General features: G+C 69.7%; 12 protein-coding genes. 9 read left to right on the top strand and 3 right to left on the bottom strand.

The features are described from left to right. Positions 1-80 precede the first annotated feature (80 nt). From AC07U0_RS12290 to AC07U0_RS12255, 8 genes are all read left to right on the top strand, one after another. Positions 81-629: a hypothetical protein gene (locus AC07U0_RS12290; protein ID WP_494720301.1), complete on the top strand. Its 549-nt coding sequence runs from the start codon at positions 81-83 to the stop codon at positions 627-629. After that, on the top strand, positions 626-2,185 hold the full coding sequence (locus AC07U0_RS12285; RefSeq protein WP_494720300.1) for a hypothetical protein: 1,560 nt from the start codon (positions 626-628) through the stop codon (positions 2,183-2,185). Before AC07U0_RS12290 ends, AC07U0_RS12285 begins: the two co-directional genes overlap by 4 nt. Beyond that, positions 2,185-3,735 (top strand): hypothetical protein, encoded by a 1,551-nt coding sequence (locus AC07U0_RS12280; RefSeq protein ID WP_494720299.1) that lies wholly within the window; start codon positions 2,185-2,187, stop codon positions 3,733-3,735. Before AC07U0_RS12285 ends, AC07U0_RS12280 begins: the two co-directional genes overlap by 1 nt. Then, positions 3,732-4,376, top strand: coding sequence for a hypothetical protein (locus AC07U0_RS12275; RefSeq protein WP_494720298.1), 645 nt, complete (start codon positions 3,732-3,734; stop codon positions 4,374-4,376). The genes AC07U0_RS12280 and AC07U0_RS12275 overlap by 4 nt, the downstream gene beginning before the upstream one ends. Continuing rightward, positions 4,373-7,141 carry a hypothetical protein gene (locus AC07U0_RS12270; protein WP_494720297.1) on the top strand — a complete coding sequence of 923 codons (2,769 nt, stop codon included), beginning with the start codon at positions 4,373-4,375 and terminating at the stop codon, positions 7,139-7,141. The genes AC07U0_RS12275 and AC07U0_RS12270 overlap by 4 nt, the downstream gene beginning before the upstream one ends. Then, complete coding sequence (locus tag AC07U0_RS12265; protein ID WP_494720296.1) at positions 7,141-9,876, top strand: hypothetical protein; 2,736 nt, start codon at positions 7,141-7,143, stop codon at positions 9,874-9,876. The genes AC07U0_RS12270 and AC07U0_RS12265 overlap by 1 nt, the downstream gene beginning before the upstream one ends. Further along, entirely contained in the window at positions 9,876-10,277 is a 402-nt protein-coding gene (locus AC07U0_RS12260) for a hypothetical protein (RefSeq protein ID WP_494720295.1), read from the top strand. Before AC07U0_RS12265 ends, AC07U0_RS12260 begins: the two co-directional genes overlap by 1 nt. Positions 10,278-10,372: 95 nt before the next feature. Next, positions 10,373-11,626, top strand: coding sequence for a D-amino acid dehydrogenase (locus AC07U0_RS12255; protein WP_494720294.1), 1,254 nt, complete (start codon positions 10,373-10,375; stop codon positions 11,624-11,626). Here AC07U0_RS12255 and leuA read toward each other — a convergent pair. From leuA to AC07U0_RS12240, 3 genes are all read right to left on the bottom strand, one after another. Beyond that, positions 11,617-13,326 (bottom strand): 2-isopropylmalate synthase, encoded by a 1,710-nt coding sequence (leuA, locus tag AC07U0_RS12250; protein ID WP_494720293.1) that lies wholly within the window; start codon positions 13,324-13,326, stop codon positions 11,617-11,619. The two genes, AC07U0_RS12255 and leuA, sit on opposite strands and share 10 nt — an antisense overlap. Positions 13,327-13,542: 216 nt before the next feature. Next, positions 13,543-14,895, bottom strand: a complete 1,353-nt coding sequence (locus AC07U0_RS12245; protein WP_494720292.1) for a sigma-54-dependent transcriptional regulator — start codon at positions 14,893-14,895, stop codon at positions 13,543-13,545. Next, complete coding sequence (locus AC07U0_RS12240) at positions 14,895-16,736, bottom strand: sensor histidine kinase (RefSeq protein WP_494720291.1); 1,842 nt, start codon at positions 16,734-16,736, stop codon at positions 14,895-14,897. Before AC07U0_RS12240 ends, AC07U0_RS12245 begins: the two co-directional genes overlap by 1 nt. 234 nt (positions 16,737-16,970) lie before the next feature. Here AC07U0_RS12240 and AC07U0_RS12235 point away from each other — a divergent pair. Continuing rightward, the coding region (locus AC07U0_RS12235) for a dicarboxylate/amino acid:cation symporter (protein ID WP_494720290.1) at positions 16,971-18,235 on the top strand (1,265 nt) is incomplete at its 3' end.

The raw sequence follows: 18,235 nt of genomic DNA, 5'->3' as shown, positions 1-18,235 counted from the left end.
GGAAACTGGCCTTCTTTCTGTCTTCTCGTTCACGTGTGTTCGGGCCGGAATCGTATAGGCATAGGGATCGGGAGCAGGAAATGGCGACAGCTCAGGATGACGGCCTCGATCAGGTCCGGCGCGATCTGATCGATCTGGTTTTGCGGGAGGCGGGCGGGCGCGTGGCGGCCGACCCGAAGTCTCCGGTCGCCCAGCTTCTGGCCGGGATCGTCCGGCGCGAGATGGCGGGCGCGGTCGAGGAACTGCGCCACGGCGGCGCCGTCATCGACAGCGAGGCCCTGGCCGAGGCGATCGCGCGACGCATCGGAACCGACCCCCGCGGCGCGACGGATTTCCGTTCCGGTTCCGTGCCCTCCGCGCCGAACCGCACACGCGACATTATCCTGATGGGCGTCGCCGCCCTGCTGGCGGTGGCTATCTTCCTCGGCGGCTTCGCGCTGGGCGGCGGGCTCGAGAAGCTGCAGCCGGCGCCGGCGACGCCGACCACCGTGCTGGCCGATCCGAACGCCCTGCCGCCCGCGACGGCGGACGGCCTGACGCCCCCAACGGCTCCGGCGACCTCCACCGCTCCGGCGACCGGCGCGGCGCCAACCGGGATGGCGACCCAGCTTCAGGAGCGGCCCCGGTGAGCCAAGCCACGCTGGCGACGGCGGTGCTCGGCCCGGTCGAGAACGGCCGGGGCTATACCATCCTCGCCCAGTCGTCGGATCGCCCCGAGGTGGTGGCGACCGAGGGGATGCTGCGCCACTTCAGTCTGGCCCTGGCGGGCTGGGCCGACCGGCAGCCGTCCGACTGCGTGGTCATGTTTCCGCTGGATGGCTCGGGAGAGATGTTCGCCGTCGCCCGCGTCGCCTTCCTCGGCGAAGCCGATCTGGGCACAGTGGCCATGGCCCATGTGGTGATCGTTCCGGCGACGGCCATGCGGGCCCTGGACTGGCGGGCGCATCGGCTGCTGGCCCATATCCCTGCGCCGACAGCCGAGGATGACCTGACCTTCGCCGATGCGCCGCTGAGGCTCGACCTCGACGTCCTGTCCCGCGCCGACGCCGGACCGCGTCTGGCGCCCTTCGGTCTGGAGTGGGTCGATCAGGACATCGCGGTCGGCGCCGCCAGCCCGGAGGCCGTCCTGATCGGCGCCGTCGAGGGGATGGATCCGTCCGAACAGCGGGCGCGGATCACCGGCTGGGCCACCTCCGGCGCCTTCACCCGTTCGGGCGCCTTCGATCCGGACGAGGCCTTCCGCCTGATCGTGCGCGGGGCCGGGGAGGGCGATGCGCCCGCGAAATCCGCCCGCCGGGCCGGCCGCCTGACGCAAGGCCAGATCGCCTCGCTGACGCCCGCGACGGCGCCCGCCGCCCCGCCCGCCGCCTGGCGTGTCTGGACCGAGGTCGAGGCCGTGGCCCGCGCCACCGGCGCCGGCCGGGGTCTGGACTGGTCGCCGCGCTATGCCGACCACGCGCCCGAGGCTGCGGCCGCCATCGCCATTCTCGAAGCCTGTCTCGATCTCGACCCCGTGGGCCGCGCGGCGCTTCTCGCCGCCGTCGCCGATCAGGCAGACCAGACCGCCGACGGCCCCGACCTGCTGAAGGGCGCCGCCATCGCCCTGGGTCGTCTGATGGAACAGCCCGGCGAGGCCGAAGGCGCGGCCTGGTATCTGAACGACTATGTCGAGGCCAACGCCGACCGGCCCGCCGCCGTGGCCCCGGTTGCGGCCCTGGCCCTGCGGGAAGGCGTCCTGCCGTGGATGTCGGCCCAGTCGCTGGACTTGCTGGCCTTTGCCGGGCTTGCCGACCGGCTGGCGGCGGAGGCGGCGTACCCCTTGGACAGCTTGCCCGCCGCGACCCGTCTGCGCCTGCTCAAGGCGTCGATCCAGCCTGAAGGCGCGGCCGAACGGCGTCGACTGACGGTGCGGCTGATCGGTCTGTGCCTGCCCGAGCCGGGCGCCGGAAAGCCCTGCGCCCAGGCCGTCGCGAGCCTGCTGGCGCTCCCGGCCAGCGCCGAGGACGCGGCTCTGGCGACCCCGGCCGTCTATGATCTGTTGAAAGCCGGCGGCCCCGCTGTCCGTTCGGCCTATGCCGGCCGCGTGCTCTCGCCGATCCTGAGAAACGACATCCAGATGCCGAAACAAGCCTATGTTACGGCGCTGAAAACGGCGCTCCATGCGGTGAGCGGAGGAGGGCGCTGATGGCCGACAAGACTTGCCCGATCCACTTCATCTCCTACCCCGAGCAGCTCGACGAATGTCCCTATTGCGTCGAGGTCCGGCGCGAGGAGGCGGCCAAGCCGCGCCCGCCCGAGGCCCCGACCTCCGGCGAGGACCAGACCGCGCTTCTGGCCGGCATCGACGCCCTGGCCGAGGCCGCGCCGGTCGTGACGCCGTTCGCGGCGGCCGGGACCGATATCGTCGTCCCGACCTTCGACAGGCCTCCGGGCAGCGCTCCCGACGGCGAGACCGTCGTGCTGGAAGCCACCCTCGTGGAGACGGTCGCCGAGCCCGCCGCCGAAATCGCCGACACCGCTGATGCAGCCAAGTCCGCCGCCCGTCCGGCGCCACGCCGGCCCGCACGCGGCCTGGCCGGGGTGCCCGAGCATGACCAGCCGGTCTCCGAGACCCTGCTCAACAGCTGGAAGACAGCCGACCAGAACGTGGTCGTCCTTCTCGGCTTCGCCTCGGCGGGCAAGAGCTGGTTCCTGACCCGGCTGAAGCACAAGCTGTTCCACGATCCGTGGTTCCCGCTGCGATCCGAGCCCGCCTTCGCCGATCAGGGTGCGCGGGTCAGCCGGTCGAACAACATCTCCTCCCATAGCTTCCTGCCGGTCGGCGGGGCCGAGGGCGCTCACGCCGACGACCTGTTCCACATTATCGACATGCCCGGCGAGCGGTTCGAGGGGGTGGCGGGCATCGACCTGTTCGGCCGCCGCGAGGAGCTGCTGGCCCTGCAGGTGTGCAAGTCGGTGATCATCGTCCTGCCCGCCGACGAGGTGCTGCTGGCCGAGCGCGCCGCCGAACGCTACGCCCTGTGGGACGACGAGACGGTTCCCGGGCGCAGCCGCGTGCCCCGCGCCCAGCAAACGCTGGAGGCCCAGGCCCGCGAACTGGCCAAGTCCAATCCCCAGCTCGAGCGGTTCATCAAGACACTGGGCCGGCTGCAGGACCTGTTGTCCCTGCTCGAGACGGGCGTCGACGTTGACGAGGTCATCGCCATGGGCCGGGATGGCGTCATCGCCCACGCCGCGACCGCCAGACGCCCGTCCAAGCCCGTCTTCATCGGCCTGGCCAAGGCCGACGTCATCAAGGACTACATCCGCGAGATTCAGGACGCCTATGCCGACGGCGTGCCGGACAAGCCTGTCAATCTGCTGCACCTGCTGTTCAAGGACGCTGAGGAAGACCTGTTGGCGCTGGAGAAGTTCGACGACGATCCCCTGACCACGGTGCGCCGGTTCCGGCGGGGGCTGGTGCAGTGCATGGAGGGCTTCCGCTGGTGCAAGCTGGACTTCGTCACCGCCTTCGCCGAGTCCGAGGACCCGGCGCGGAGGAAGCGCGATCCCCTGCGCGTCGACTACAGCCGGCGCAGCTGGGGCGTGGTCCCGGTGATCCGCTGGATCCAGTGGGCGGGGCGGGGGCAGCAGCTGTCCAGCCAGGCCGACTGGGCCTTCATCTCCGCCGCCCGCGCCATCCGCCGCTTCCGGGATGACGGCCGCCTGACCCCGCTGAAGAGACGCAGCCTGTGACCGACGCCGCACCGACTGTTTCCCTGACCCAACGCCTGCGCCGCTGGCGTATGGACGGCATCGACATCGTCTTCGGCGAGGCGGACCAGAGGCCTGTCCAGGTGCTGGCCGCCGCCTTCGTGGTGCTCTGGCTGATCGTCGCGATCTGGCTGACCGGCTTCCCCTCGCCCTGGGGCGGGGAGCGCGGGGCCATGGTCATTCCGGCGGGCGCCGAGAGCGATGAGGGCCTGGGCGCCGCCGCCGGCAACTCCGCCTTCCAGTGGGCCGAATTCCTGCGCGGCGACGGCGAGGCGCCGGAAGGCCTGCCGCCGTTTCCGGCCGGACCGGGGCAGGAGCGCGACTGGCTGGACCGTCACGTCTGTGGACCGTTTTCGAAAGCGCAGTCGAACCCGGTCAGCCGCGCGGCCGTTGCCTATCGCATCAGCGAATCCAATGGCCTGTGCCAGGGTTTTGACAAGATGCTTGATCAGGCGCGGCTGGCCCGGAGCTTCGGAGCGGGCGCTGGAGCGATCCTCGGCGGCCTGATCCTGATCCTGCTGGCGGGCGGGATGACGGTCGGGGTCTATGCCTTCGCCCGGGTCCGCGACGCCTATCGCCGCCTCTATGTCTCGCATCACCGGCCGGATCCGGAGAGCCGATGACCGGCTGGCTGGGGCTCGTCTTTTCCGCCCTGTTCCTGGCGGCCGTCTGGGTGATCTGGCGGGCATCGGACCGGTCGCGGCCGATGACGCCCTGGCTGGTCGGGCTGGGCGTGCTGATCGCCCCGGCCCTCGTCTGGGCCAGCCTGATCGACGGCTCCCTGAACGGCCGGTTCGGGGACATGCATCTGTCGCTCAGCCGGCTGACCGTGGGTGTGACGCGTGGGAGCCTGAGCATTGGCGGCGGCCCTGACGACGACCTCTTCATCCGCGGCGCCTCGCCCTCGGTCGTGACCATCCCGCGTCAGACGCCCGGCAAGGACGCGGTCCTGATGGAGGTTCCCGAGGCCCCCGCGCCCAATCCCGTCGGCGAAACCCTGTCGGTCGCGGCGGTCCGGCACGGTGGAAGCTATGACGTCATTGGCGCGCGGGACTTCGGTCCCGGCATGGCCGTCTGCCTGAAGGGCTGCGAGGCCCCCGGCGCCGTCTGGTACCGGTTCGAGCGCGGTCCGCTCCGCTTCGAGCATGAAGGTCAGGCCGGACCCGTCCTGCCGCAGCGTCGCGCCTTCGGTCTGGCCCCCACGGTGTCGTGGAAGCCGTCGCAGGCGATCCATCCGCTGAATCGCGTCCTGCCCGGCGCGCCGGCGACGCACGGCTTCGTCTATCAGACGGGCAAGCTGTTTGGCGGCTGGAAGATCGTCCTGCTCGATCCGAAGGCGCGGCTCGGCAAGGTCGAGGGCGGGCAGGTGGTCCCGCTGCCGGCGCCGAAGCCCGAACCCATTCCCGTCGATCAGGCCCGCGCCCTGTCGATCTGGGACATCCGCACCTACAACGCCGTCGATCCGGGCGATCCTCTGGGCCGGCTGCAGGAGCGGCGCGAGATCGCTCTTGGTCAGTCCGGGACAGTCCTGACCGCCGCCCTGTCGACCCCGGCGGTCGAGCGCGTGGGCCGCTGTCCTAGGAACGGCTCTCCGTCGCCGGTCGCGCCCGACTTTCCCGTGTTGGGCGGCGACCTGTCCAACGCCCTGACCCAGGATCTCCCCTATCCGGAGCCCGCCCATTGCGCCGAACTGGTCTCGGGGACCTTCCGCCTGACCGATCCGGTGGCGGTCGGCAAGGCGGCGGAGCTGCGGCTCGACCGGCTCGGTGGGCCGTGGATTCTCGGCTGGCTGAGCCTCGCCTGGGCCGTGGTGGTTCTGGCCGTCTGGGGCGAGGACTGGCGCGGTGAGACGAGCGCCAAAGACGCGGGGCGCCGTCGGCTGCAGTGGATGCTGTTCGTCGCCCTTCAGGCCCTGCTGGCCATGCGGATGCTGACCGCCTTCGCCGGCCTCGTCGCCGATCCGGAGCTGGCGGGCGGGATCTCGGTCGTAGGGGAAGCGGGTCTCGCCTATGTCGCCATGGCCGGCCTGTTCCTGCTGGTGGCGCCGCCGGCGCAGGGAAGGGCGATGCGGCTGGCGCTGGTCTTCGGCTTCGTGCTCGCGGTGAGCCTCGCGCTGCATCTGTGGATGATCTCGACGCCGGGTTCGATCTTCACGGCGCCGTTCCAGCGCGCCTTCTGGACGCCGACTCCCGGCGGTCTGTCGCTGCTGGCCACGGCTGTCGTCCTCGTCCTCAGCGGCGTGCAGGCCTGGGGCGCGACGGAGCGCGGCGCGGACTTCGTCCAGAATCTCCAATCTCGCGCACAAGATCTTGTTCCTGAACGTCTCAAGGACCGTGTCGCCGACTGGCGTGTCGTCCTGCCGGCGACCGGGATCGTGCGCGGCCTGCTGGGGCTGATGTCGATCAAGGAGCGGCTGCCGGTGCTCGGCTTCGCCGTCAGCGCCCTCTATACGCCCGCCCTTATCCTCGGCTTTTCGGGCCTGATGGCCGAGGGGGCGAGGGCGACGGGACGGCGCGCGATCCAGCTCGGCGTCGCCTTCTGCCTGTCGCTCGGTGTGTTGTTTGTCCTCCTGCCCGTGGGGGTCAAGGACAACGGTTACGCCCTCGTCGGCATCCCGGTCATGGTCATGGCGGCGTGGGGCGTGTGGGAGCGTCGGCGCATGGCGACCGACGGTGAATCCCGGCTCGCGGCCGCCGCCTGGGCCGCCCCCCTGTGCGGGGCCGTGCTGATGGTCTTCGCGGCGCTCGTGGTCTTCCAGGCGCCCGCCGCCGCCTCGCCCGACGACCTCGCCCGCGCCGCCGTTTCCGCCTCGGACCAGCCCGCCCTCGACATCCTGTCTCGCGCCGGCGCCTACAGCCAGAACCAGCTGCGCCTCTGGGCCTTCGGTTCGCCCGATCAGGTCGAGCGCTACGGCTCGTGGGAGGCCGAGAACCTGCGCGTCTGGTCCCAGCACCTGTCGGACTACACCGCCACCCTGTTCGGCCGGGGCTGGCTGGCGCCGGTCAATCTGAGCGTGCTCAAGCCGGTCCAGCTGAACGACAATGTCTCGACCATCCACATCATGGCCCCCTACGGCCGGTTCGGGGCGGCCGCCCTGCTGCTCTGCCTCGGCGTGCTGGCAGCGGCGGCGGCGCGGGCGACCCGGGCCGAAGTGGAAGGCGAGCCGGGGCAGGGACGCATCCTCGGCCTGATGGCGCTGTGGATCCTGTTCGGCGTCGGGGCCTATGTGGTGCTGGCCAATCTGCAGCTCGCGCCCTTCACCGGCCGCAACGTCTATCTGCTGGCCGCCGCCTCCGACAGCGACCTGCTGGAGGGGATGACCCTGTTCTTCATGGCCTGGTTCGGCCTGACGGCGGTAGCCCGCATCCCTGAAGACGAGGCCGTCTGATGGCCCGTGGAAAGTCCCTGATCGCCGCCGGCAAGAAGAAGGCCGCCGCCGCCGAGGCCCTCGCGGCCAAGGCCTCCGCCACACCGCCAGCCGGATCGGAGCAAGGCCCGGATCAGACGCCGCCCCCGGAAGCCCCGCGTGGCCCTTCCATCCCGCGCGTGTCCCTGTCGTCCTCGCGCATCGCCCCCGGCTGGTTCGTCGGCCTCGCCTTCGTTCTGCTGATCGTCGGCGCGCCGTGGATCAGGGAGCTGATGGGCCATCCGCGCTCGGACATCCACGCCGTGCGTCAGGCCGACGCCTACAACGCCCTGATCAACGATCTGGTGCTCAAGCGTGGCTGGCTGGAGATCAAACAGCGTCCGGACGGCGAGGTCCGCATCCAGCCCTCGGCCCTGGCCCCGAGCGACGCCGAGGGCTGGAGAGCCTTCGTGCGCAGCTCTTATCTGCGCGTCGACATGACCGAGCCGGGCCGCTGGCTGTTCGACGATGACCTGGGACGCGGCGCCCGCCTGACCGAGATCGATCCCACGGCGCATCAGGTGCTCGGCCCCTACGCCGGGACGCTGCAGTGGCGCGGCGATATCCAGTTCCGCACCGGCTCCTCGGGCGGGGCGTCGCTGAGGCGCGTCGGCGAGACCCGGGCCTTCCTGTTCCGCCCGGCGCGCGGCGCCTCCGAAGGCGGGCTGACGACCGCGACCCTGAACCTGTTCAAGCCGGAGGAGGGGCAGCAGCTCTGGCCGCGTCGTTACCGATTCGTCGACGAGAAAGAGGTCGCCGACGTCATCGCCCTCGACAACCAGAACGCCCTTGTGCGCGTCATCGGCGGCTCGCCGGTCACGGTCACCGTGGCGGGGGTCGAGGCCTCGGCGGGACCGGGAGAGGTCCAGTATCTGCGCCTGCCCGCCGACCGCGATCTGGTCTTTACCCGGGGCGAGCGGGCCGAACGCTTCGTCTATGAGGTTGCGGCGCCGACCGTGTCCCGCTTCGAGGCCGTCAGCGGCCAGAGGCTGCGGGCGTCTGGTCTTGAGAGCTTCGCCCGGTCGCTGGAGCCCGCCGTCACACGCCGCGACGACCGCCCCATCGTCGTCACCCTGGACCAACGGCTCCAGTCCGAGGCCGAGAGCCAGCTCCACGCCATCGTCGACCAGCTGCCCTCGGCGCCCGCCTTCCGCTCGGCTGTGACGATGATGGACGGCCTGACCGGGGAGGTGCTGGCCATCGCCAGCCTGCCCGTCGCGACGGCGGATCAGCAGGACGACACGCGCGGCCGCCACCGCTTCACCACCTCCAATCACAATTTCGATCTGATGCCCGTGGGGTCGGTGGCCAAGGCGCCGCTGTCGATGGCCATCCTCCAGACCTTCCCGGCCCTTGCGACGCTGGAGGTCCGGCCCGGCGCGCCCGGCTTCCGCGAGCTGCTGGGCGTTGATCTGGGCACCCGCCGCGCCGACGGCATGGCCTTCTCCGACACCGTCTCCGGCCCGGCGTGGATGAACTTCACCCGTTTCCTCGAGGCCTCCAGCAACAAATATGCGGCGGCCCTGATGCTGCTGTCGCTCAGCGACGATCCGACGAAGCCGGACCAGACCCTGCCGCCCGCACCGACCGACTGCTATCGCCTCGGCGGGAACCAGTTCTGCCAGCTGCCGGTGACGCCGATCCTGTCGGGCCAGCCCCGGGGCGAGTTCGGCATCGTCCCTGACATGGCCCAGCAGCGCGCGGTGCCCTGGGCGCTGGAGTTGACCCGGCTGTTCGGCGTCCAGGCCGAGTTCGACCGCGAGACTCCGCGCCGCGACACCTCCGTCTGGCAGGCCAAGGCCGGCGGGGTGAACCTCGACAGTCCGGCGCTGCAGGCGCTCGGCCTCGAGCGGGAGTCCCTCGGCCTCAACGTCATCCACGACCTCAAGGGCGACTATCTGATGAGCGCGCTCGGCGGCGGTCGCTCGCGCTGGTCGACGCTCAGGCTGGCCGAGGTCTTTTCGCGCATGGTGCTGCGGCGTCAGGTCGAGGCGCGCTTCCTGATCGACGCCGAACGGCCGCCGCTGCAGCCACTGATGATCCGCGACGAGGCCTGGAAGCCGATGATGACCGGCCTGCGCGCCGTCGTCGGCCCGGGCGGCACCGGTCATGAGATTGTGCTGCCGACCGCGCCCGAGGGTCAGGAGTATCGGATCTTCGCCAAGACCGGCACGCCCAACGTCGACCGGCAGCAGGCGCTCAATCCCGTCGATCTGACCATGATGGCGCTGGCCGCCTATGACTGCGGGCTCAAGTGGGACACGCGGCAGCGCCAGCTGACCCTGGCCGACCAGCCGGGCACGACGTCCGGGCTCCGTCGCGCCCATGAGCGGGTCAAGCCGATCTGCCGCACGGTCATCGACGGTGTCGGCGTCGCCGCCCTGACCCAGGCCTTCCAGCGCATCGACCGCATGGGCGCGGGCGGCTCGGCGCCCTCGGCGCTGCAGGTCGATCGCGATACCGGCCGGGTGCTGGGCGTCTCGCCCGACGCGGGCTTCGATGCGGAGAAGGGCCATGCCATCGCCCTCGTCGTCGCCCGCTATGCGGTCGGCGCCCCCGACGATCGGCCCCTGCGCGCCCTGACCGTGGCCATCAACGTCCAGCAACGCAGCGACGCCATCCACAACCCGGCCACCAAGGTCGCGGCCCTGCTGGTGCAGGATCGCGCCGTGCTCGACTGGCTGGCGCAGGATTCTGCGAACCGGGTGATCGGCTGATGGTGAGGAAGTCCGTCATCGCCGCCGCCCGTCCGAAGGCCGGCTCGACCCTGTGGCGCGTTCCGGCGGTGATCGCCGTGCTCGCCCTGCTGCTGATCGTCATGGGCCGTTGCGCGGGCCGGACCGTCGACCTGCAGGACCGCAAACAGGGCGCGGCCGTCACCGTGGACGCGACCGGCATCCAGACCTGGGGCCAGTTCTTCGCCTGCTATCCGTTGCCCGACGCCTATGTGAAGGTCGCGGTCATGCGCCAGTACGCCTCGGGAGAGGAGGCGGGGCGTCCGCCGAGCCGGGTCCGCATCCCGCTGGAGGCCGACGGCAAGGCGATTTCGGCCTCGGAGGCCGGCTGGCTGACGGCTCTGCGGACCGACACCGTGGTCTGTCCGGTGACGCCGAAATAGGGGGGCTCGCCAAGCCGGCGTCGCTTCTCCAGACTGCACCCGATTCCGCGACCCCGCGTTAAGAAGGGTCGAATGTTCCCTCTGGAGGGTCTGTCTTGAAGTGTATCGTGCTCGGAGCCGGCGTCATCGGGGTGACGACCGCCTGGTACCTGGCCAAACAGGGCCATGAGGTCACGGTCATCGAGCGCCAGCCGGGACCGGCTCTGGAGACCAGTTTCGCCAATGCCGGACAGGTCTCACCCGGCTATTCCTCCCCTTGGGCCGCGCCGTCGATCCCCCGAAAGGCGCCGCGCTGGCTGATGATGAAGCACGCGCCCCTGATCCTGCGTCCCGCCGTCAACTGGGACATGATCACCTGGGGCGTGGCCATGCTGCGCAACTGCACCTCGACCCGCTACGCCCTGAACAAGGAGCGGATGGTCCGTCTGGCCGAATACAGCCGCGACCAGCTCGACGCCCTGCGCGGCGAGACGGGCATTACCTACGACGGCCGCCAGCGGGGCACTCTGCAGCTCTTCCGCACCGACAAACAGCTCCACGACGTCGACAAGGACGTGAAGGTGCTCAAGGCCGAGGGGGTGCCGTGCGAGGTGCTGGATCCCGCCGGCTGTATCGCCGCCGAGCCGGGTCTGGCCCGCTCCGACGTGCCCTTTGTCGGCGGCCTGCGCCTGCCGCATGACGAGACCGGCGACTGCAACCTGTTCACCGTCCGCTTGGCCGAGATGGCCGCCGAGGCCGGGGTGGTCTTCCGCTTCGACGAGACGGTCCAGCGGCTGGGCGTGGACGCCGGCCGCATCGTCTCGGTCACGACGGATAAGGGCGAGCTCGCCGCCGACATCTATGTGCTGGCGCTGGGCAGCTATTCGACGGCCATCGCCCGGTCGATCGACCTGCGCCTGCCGGTCTATCCGGTGAAGGGCTATTCCATCACCATGCCGATCGTCGACGAGGCCGGAGCCCCGGTCTCGACCGTGATGGACGAGAGCTACAAGGTCGCCATCACCCGCCTCGGCGACCGCATCCGGGTCGGCGGCATGGCCGAGCTCTCGGGCTTCAGCCACGACCTGCCGCCGCCGCGCGAGCGCACGCTGAAGCATTCGGTGTCCAGCCTCTTCCCGGGCGCGGGCGACCTCGACGCCGCCCGATTCTGGACCGGCCTGCGTCCGATGACGCCGGACGGCACCCCGGTGGTCGGCCCGACGCGCATCGCCAACCTGCACATCAACACCGGCCACGGCACCCTCGGCTGGACCATGGCCTGCGGCTCGGCGCGGGTGCTGGCGGACCAGATCAGCGGCAAGAAGCCGGAGATCGAGACCGCCGACCTGGCGCTTTCCCGCTACGCCTGAACCGGCTCCGGCGCCTTGTTTCGCGCCTGAGCCGCCGCCCGGGCGCTGGTCGCCGCCGACAGCAGCGCCTTGACCGAGGCCGTGGCCACGTCGGCGTCGATGCCCACGCCGAACCAGGTCGCCCCGTCTGCGCCCTTGCACTCGACATAGGCGGCCGCCTGCACGTCGGAGCCATGGCCGATGGCGTGCTCCTGGTAGTCGGCGATCTCCAGATCGATGCCGACGCCTTCACGCAGACCATCCAGAACGCTGGACATCAGGCCGTTGCCACGCCCGCTGACGGTGTGCTCCTGCCCGTCCAGACTGATCCGGCCGACGAAGTGGCGCGATCCTCCGGTCACCGCGCCCTCCTGATAGTCGATCAGCCGCAGCGGCTGCGGACTGTTCAGGTGATAGGCGGTCTGGAAGGCGCTCCAGATGTCGGCGGCGTTCAGCTCGCGGCTGGTCTGGTCGGCCAGTTCCTGCACATGGCGGCTCAGGTCGGCCTGCAGGCGCTTGGGCAGTTTCAGCCCCTTGTCCTGCTCCAGAATCCAGGCGACCCCGCCCTTGCCCGACTGGGAGTTGACCCGGATCACCGCCTCATACGAACAGCCGATATCGGCCGGATCGATGGGCAGATAGGGGACGTCCCACATCTGGTCGTTGCGCGTCTGCTGGGCCGCGAAGCCCTTCTTGATCGCGTCCTGGTGGCTGCCAGAGAAGGCGGTGAAGACCAGTTCGCCGGCATAGGGGTGGCGCGGGTGGACCGGGATCTGGTTGCAGTATTCGACGGTCTGGACCACCTCGCCGATGTCGGAGAAGTCCAGCTCCGGATCGACACCCTGAGTGTACATGTTCAGCGCCAGGGTCACGAGATCGACGTTGCCTGTCCGCTCGCCATTGCCGAACAGACAGCCCTCGACGCGGTCGGCGCCGGCCATGATCGACAGCTCCGCCGCCGCCACGCCCGTGCCCCGGTCGTTGTGCGGGTGGACCGAGATGATCACGCTGTCGCGGCGCGAGATGTTGCGTCCGAACCATTCGATCTGGTCGGCGTAGACGTTCGGAGACGCCGCCTCGACCGTCGCCGGCAGGTTCAGGATCAGCGGCCGGTCGGGCGTCGGCTGCAGGATGTCCATCACCGCCTCGCAGCACTCGATGGAGAAATCCAGTTCGGCGGTGGAGAAGGTCTCGGGACTGTATTCGAAGCGCCAGTCGGTGTTCGGACGTTTGGCCGCCTGATCGCGCAGCAGCTTGGCGGCGGTCTCGGCGATGCCCTTGATCTCGGGCCGCTCCAGACCGAAGACGATGCGCCGCCAGGCGGGCGAGACGGCGTTATAGACGTGGATCACGGCCTGCTTGGCCCCGTCCAGACTGTCGAACGTCTTCTCGATCAGATCGGCGCGCGCCTGGGTCAGGACCTGGGGCATGACGTCGTCGGGAATGGCCCCGCGGTCGGCCAGCGAGCGGATGAAGTCGAACTCGGTGGCGCCGGCGGAGGGGAAGCCGACCTCGATCTCCTTGATGCCGATCTTCACCAGCAGGTCGAAGAAGCGCTGCTTCTTCTCGGCGTTCATCGGGTCGATCAGGGCCTGGTTGCCGTCGCGCATGTCGGTTGACAGCCAGCGCGGGGCCCGGGTGATCGTCTTCGAGGGCCAGGTGCGGTCAGGAATATCGACCTGGGGGAAGGGACGGTATTTTACGGACGGATCGCGCAGCATCGGGGCGCGTCTCCTCTTATTGGAATGGTCTGGACAGGTTACGGCGCGGGTAGAGCCGCCGGGCGCAGATCAGGCGCGGCGGCTGCCGATAAGTCGCGCGTCAAGCCGAAGCGGCAGGCGGCGAAATTGCGTCGAGTGACAGACCATTTGGTCCCTATAGCGAAGAATCATCGCCTTGGCTTGTGCCTTGGGTAAAAAAATGCGTGCCGGGCGGAATTATCCTTCGCGGCGCCGCCGGAAATCCGCCGGTTTCAGCCCGTGTTTCTGCAGCTTGTCGTAGAGCGTCTTCCTGGGCAGCCGCAGGGCCTCGGTGACGGCGGTGACGTCACCGTCGCAGCGTTCCAAAGTCTCGCGGATCAGCTCGGCCTCATAGCGGGCGACGCGTTCGGTCAGGCCGCCGGCCTCTTCCTCGACGGTTCCCACCCCGCCCGGATCGGTCAGGCCCGCCGCGACCCGCTCGGCGAAGTGGACCAGCTCGCGGACATTGCCGGGCCAGTCGTGCTCCAGCAGATGCCGCCGCACCGACGCGGTCAGCCCCGGCGCAGACCGGCCCTCGCGCCCCGCCGCCCGCCTCAGGAAATGGGCGAACAGCAGGGGCATGTCCTCGCGCCGCTCCCGCAACGGCGCGACCCTCAGCTTCACGACGTTCAGCCGGTAATAAAGGTCCTCGCGGAAGGCGCCTGCCCGGATGGCGTCTTCCAGATCGATCTTGGACGAGGCGAGGATGCGAAGGTCCAGCGTCTTGGCCGGCCCCCCGATCGGCTGAACCTCGCGCTCCTCGATGACCCGCAGCAGCTTGACCTGAACAGCCATGGGCATGCTCTCGATCTCGTCGAGGAACAGGGTGCCGCGATGGCTCTGTTCGATATGGCCGATGCGCCGCCGGGTCGCGCCGGGGAAGGCGCCGGGCTCATGGCCGAACAGTTCGCTCTCGATCAGACCCTCGGGCAGGGCGCCGCAGTTGACCGCCACGAAGGGGTGGATGCGCCTGCGTCCGCCGTTGTGCAGGGCGCGGGCGACGACCTCCTTGCCGACCCCGGTCTCGCCCTCGATCAGGACGTCCAGCCTGGCGTCGGCCAGCTGGGCGATGGTGGCCCGCAGCCGCGCCATGGTCTCGCTGGCCCCCAGCAGGGGCAGCTCCAGCCCGGCGTCGCTCTGGGCCGCCGCCAGCCGCCGGTTGTCCAGCACCAGGGCCCGCTTCTCCAGCGCCCGGTTCAGGCTGTCCAGAAGCCGCTCGAAGGCGAAGGGCTTGGCCACAAAGTCATAGGCGCCGTGCCTCAGGGCCTCGACCGCATCGGCGATGTCGCCATGGCCGGTGATCATCAGGACCGGCAGGCCCTCATCGATCGCCTGCAGCCGCGCCAGCAGCTGGCGGCCGTCCAGACCGGGCATGCGCAGGTCGCTGACCACCACGCCCGCGAACCCTGCGTCCACGGCCTTCAGCGCGGCCTCGGCGGAGGGGTAGGCCGAGACCTCGAACCCCTCCAGCGCCAGACGTTCGGACAGGGCCTCGCGAAAGTCGTCATCGTCGTCGACCAGGGCGACGGCCTTGGGCTGGGCGAAATCCATCAGGCGGCCTTCAGGGAAACGACAAAGACGGCGCCCGCGTCCGATGCGCGAGTGTTCAGCTCCCCGCCGAAGCTCGCCACGATGTCGCGGCAGATGACGAGGCCGAGGCCCAGCCCCGTCGCCTTGGTCGTGACGAAGGGGGTGAACAGGGCGCCGGCGATCTCGTCGGACAGGCCCGGGCCGTTATCGGCGATGACGATCTCGACGCCGCCGTCAGCCGCCGCCACGGACAGGCTCAACCGGGGCTCGGCCGCGCCGGCCTCGTCCAGCGCCTCGACCGCGTTCTGGACGAGGTTCAGGATCACCTGCTCCAGCCGGACCCGGTCGGCGAGCACCTTCAGCAACGGCGCCTTGGCCCGTGTCACCGCGATCCGGCTGGCCCGCAGCCGCCCGGTCAGCAGCACCAGCGCCCCGTCGATGGCCTCGTCCGGGCTGACGGCGGAGGGGCGAGACGTGGTCTTCCTCGAGAAGGCGCGCAGTTCGTCGGTGATCGAGCCGATCCGCGCCGTCAGTTCGGCGATCCGGTTGGCGGTGCGCGTGACGCCCTCGCCGTCGTCGCGCTTCAGATAGGCCAGCACCGTCTCGGCGCTGGTGCGGATGGCGGCGACCGGCTGGTTGATCTCATGCGCCACCCCGGCGGCGATCTGGCCGAGCGTCGCCAGCTTGTTGGCCTGGACCAGTTCCTCGCGCAGCATCTCACGACCGGCCTCGGCGGCGCGGCGTTCGTCGATCTGACGGTTCAACTCGTCATTGGCGGCGCGCAGTTCGACGGTGCGTTCGTCAATGCGGCGCTCCAGATCGGCGCGGGCGGCCTCCTCGGCGCGCATCTGGGCCTCGGCCAGCTGGCGGCGGCGCAGCAGGATGCCGACGGCGCCCATCATCAGGGTCACGGCCAGCAGGGCCACGGCCCGGGCGTTGGACACCGCCACCAGAATGGCCGTCCCCGCCGGCGACAGCAGATGCAGGGTCCAGCCCGGCGTCGCCGTCTCCGCCGAGGCCGCCATCCAGCTTTCCGGCGGACCGTCCACGCCGGCGCTGACCAGAGCGGGACGCGCGTCCGGCGTGCGGAAGGGCAGGGGGGCCAGGGCGTCGTGGCCCAGGGTCTGGCCGGTCAGGACCTGCCGCCTCTGGGCGTCGCTCATCGGAGCGACGGTGCGGAACCGCCAGTCGGGCACGCTGGTGATCAGGATCACGCCCGAGGGGTCGGCGACATAGGCCGGTTCGCCCGAGCCGCGCCAGTCGGCCTCCAGCGCATCGAACTCCACCTTGACGACGACGACCCCGACGACCCGCCCGGTCGCATCGGCGATGCGGCGCGCCAGATAGAGGCCGGGGCGTCCGCTGACGGTGCCGAGCGCGAAGAACTCGGCGTCGCCGGTCTGCATGGCGCGGGTGAAATAGGGACGGAAGCTGTAGTCCTCGCCGACGAAGCTGGTCGGCAGCCGCCAGTTGCTGGCCGCCCGCGCCACGCCCCGGGCGTCCAGCAGATAGATGACCGCCGCCCGCGTCTGGCCCGCCAGTCGCTCCAGCTTGCGATCGACCTGATCGGTGCGCGCCGGTCCGGGCTCGGTCAGCAGGGCGACGGCCTCCGGGTCCTGGGCCAGGACCAGCGGCAGGGACCGGTGCTTCTCCAGCTCGCTTCGCAGCACCGCCGCGTGCAGGGCCGCGCCCGCCTGCGCCTGCCGTGCCAGATCCCCCTCGGCCTGCCGTCGCGCCAGCTCCCCCGCGACCACGGCGGCGCCGATGGCGAGAACGAGCCAGACCACAGCCAGTCCGATCCACGGTCGCGCCGTGGGTCGAAGGATTGTCGATAATCGGCTCTGCAGGTTGGTGAAGGTCATGATCTAGTGTGCGATTATCCGCACGTTTTGCCTAGATGTCGTGGCGGATTTTCGCATTTCGAGTGCGATATTCCGCGCTGAATGGACATTTAATCTAGCACAATCAGTTGATTAAGATTTTTGTCGATGTGGTTTCACGTTCGCCGCGCCTGAGGCCAGAATAAGGCTGGAAACACGACTCGAAGATCGTGTCCCGGGAGTTTCGCGGACCGCGTCCGCCATGAGGAACAGGCGTTGCAACCGATCACCCAGACCGCGGCCGCTCCGGCTGTGAAGAAGCCCTTCTACGCCCACCTGTATTTCCAGGTGCTGACGGCGATCGTGCTGGGGGCGGTGATCGGTCATTTCTGGCCGGAGTTCGGCAAGTCGCTGAAGCCGCTGGGCGACGCCTTCATCAAGCTGGTGAAGATGGTCATCGCTCCGGTGATCTTCCTGACCATCGTCACCGGGATCGCGGGGATGCGCGATCTGGGCAAGGTCGGGCGGGTGGCGGCCAAGGCCTTCGCCTACTTCTTGGTGTTCTCGACCCTGGCTTTGATCCTCGGCCTGATCGTCGCCAATCTGGTCCAGCCGGGGAGGGGGCTGAACATCGACCCCTCGACCCTGAACGCCGGGGCCGTGGCCCAGTATTCCAGCGCCGCGCATGAGACGACCATCCAGGGCTTCCTGATGGGCATCATTCCCGACACCGTGGTCAGCGCCTTCTCGACCGGCAACATCCTGCAGGTGCTGTTCGTCTCGATCCTGTTCGGCATTGCCCTGGCCCTGATCGGCGACCTCGGCAAGCCGGTCCTGACCTTTATGGAGTCCATCTCCGCGGCCTTCTTCAAACTGGTCGCCATCCTGATGAAGGCGGCGCCGGTGGGGGCCTTCGGGGCCTTCGCCTTCACCATCGGGGCTTACGGGATCGGCTCGATCGCCAACCTCGCCGCCCTGGTGGCGACCTTCTATCTGACCGCCATTCTGTTCGTGGTCGGGATCCTGGGCCTCGTCGGGATCGCCAATGGATTCAATATCCTCAAGCTGATCCGCTATCTGAAGGAAGAGCTGCTGCTGGTGCTCGGCACCTCCAGTTCCGAGGCCGCGCTTCCCAGCCTGCTGGAGAAGATGGAGCGGGCCGGGGCCGCCAAGTCGGTGGTCGGTCTGGTCGTGCCGACGGGCTATTCCTTCAATCTGGACGGCACCAACATCTATATGACGATGGCGGCCCTGTTCATCGCCCAGGCGCTGGGCATCCACCTCAGCCTCGAGCAGCAGATCCTGCTGCTGCTGGTCGCCATGCTCTCGTCCAAGGGCGCGGCGGGCATCACCGGGGCGGGCTTCATTACGCTCGCAGCCACACTGGCGGTGGTCCCGAGCGTGCCGATCGCGGGCATGGCGCTCATTCTCGGCGTCGACCGGTTCATGAGCGAATGCCGGGCCCTGACCAACTTCATCGGCAATGCCGTGGCCACCCTGGTCGTGGCCCGCTGGGAGAACCAGCTCGACCGCGACGCCCT

The organism is Brevundimonas sp. GW821-FHT02A10, from assembly GCF_059422025.1.
Note: the sequence above shows the minus strand (reverse complement) of the source record. Positions and strands in the feature narration are given on the sequence as shown.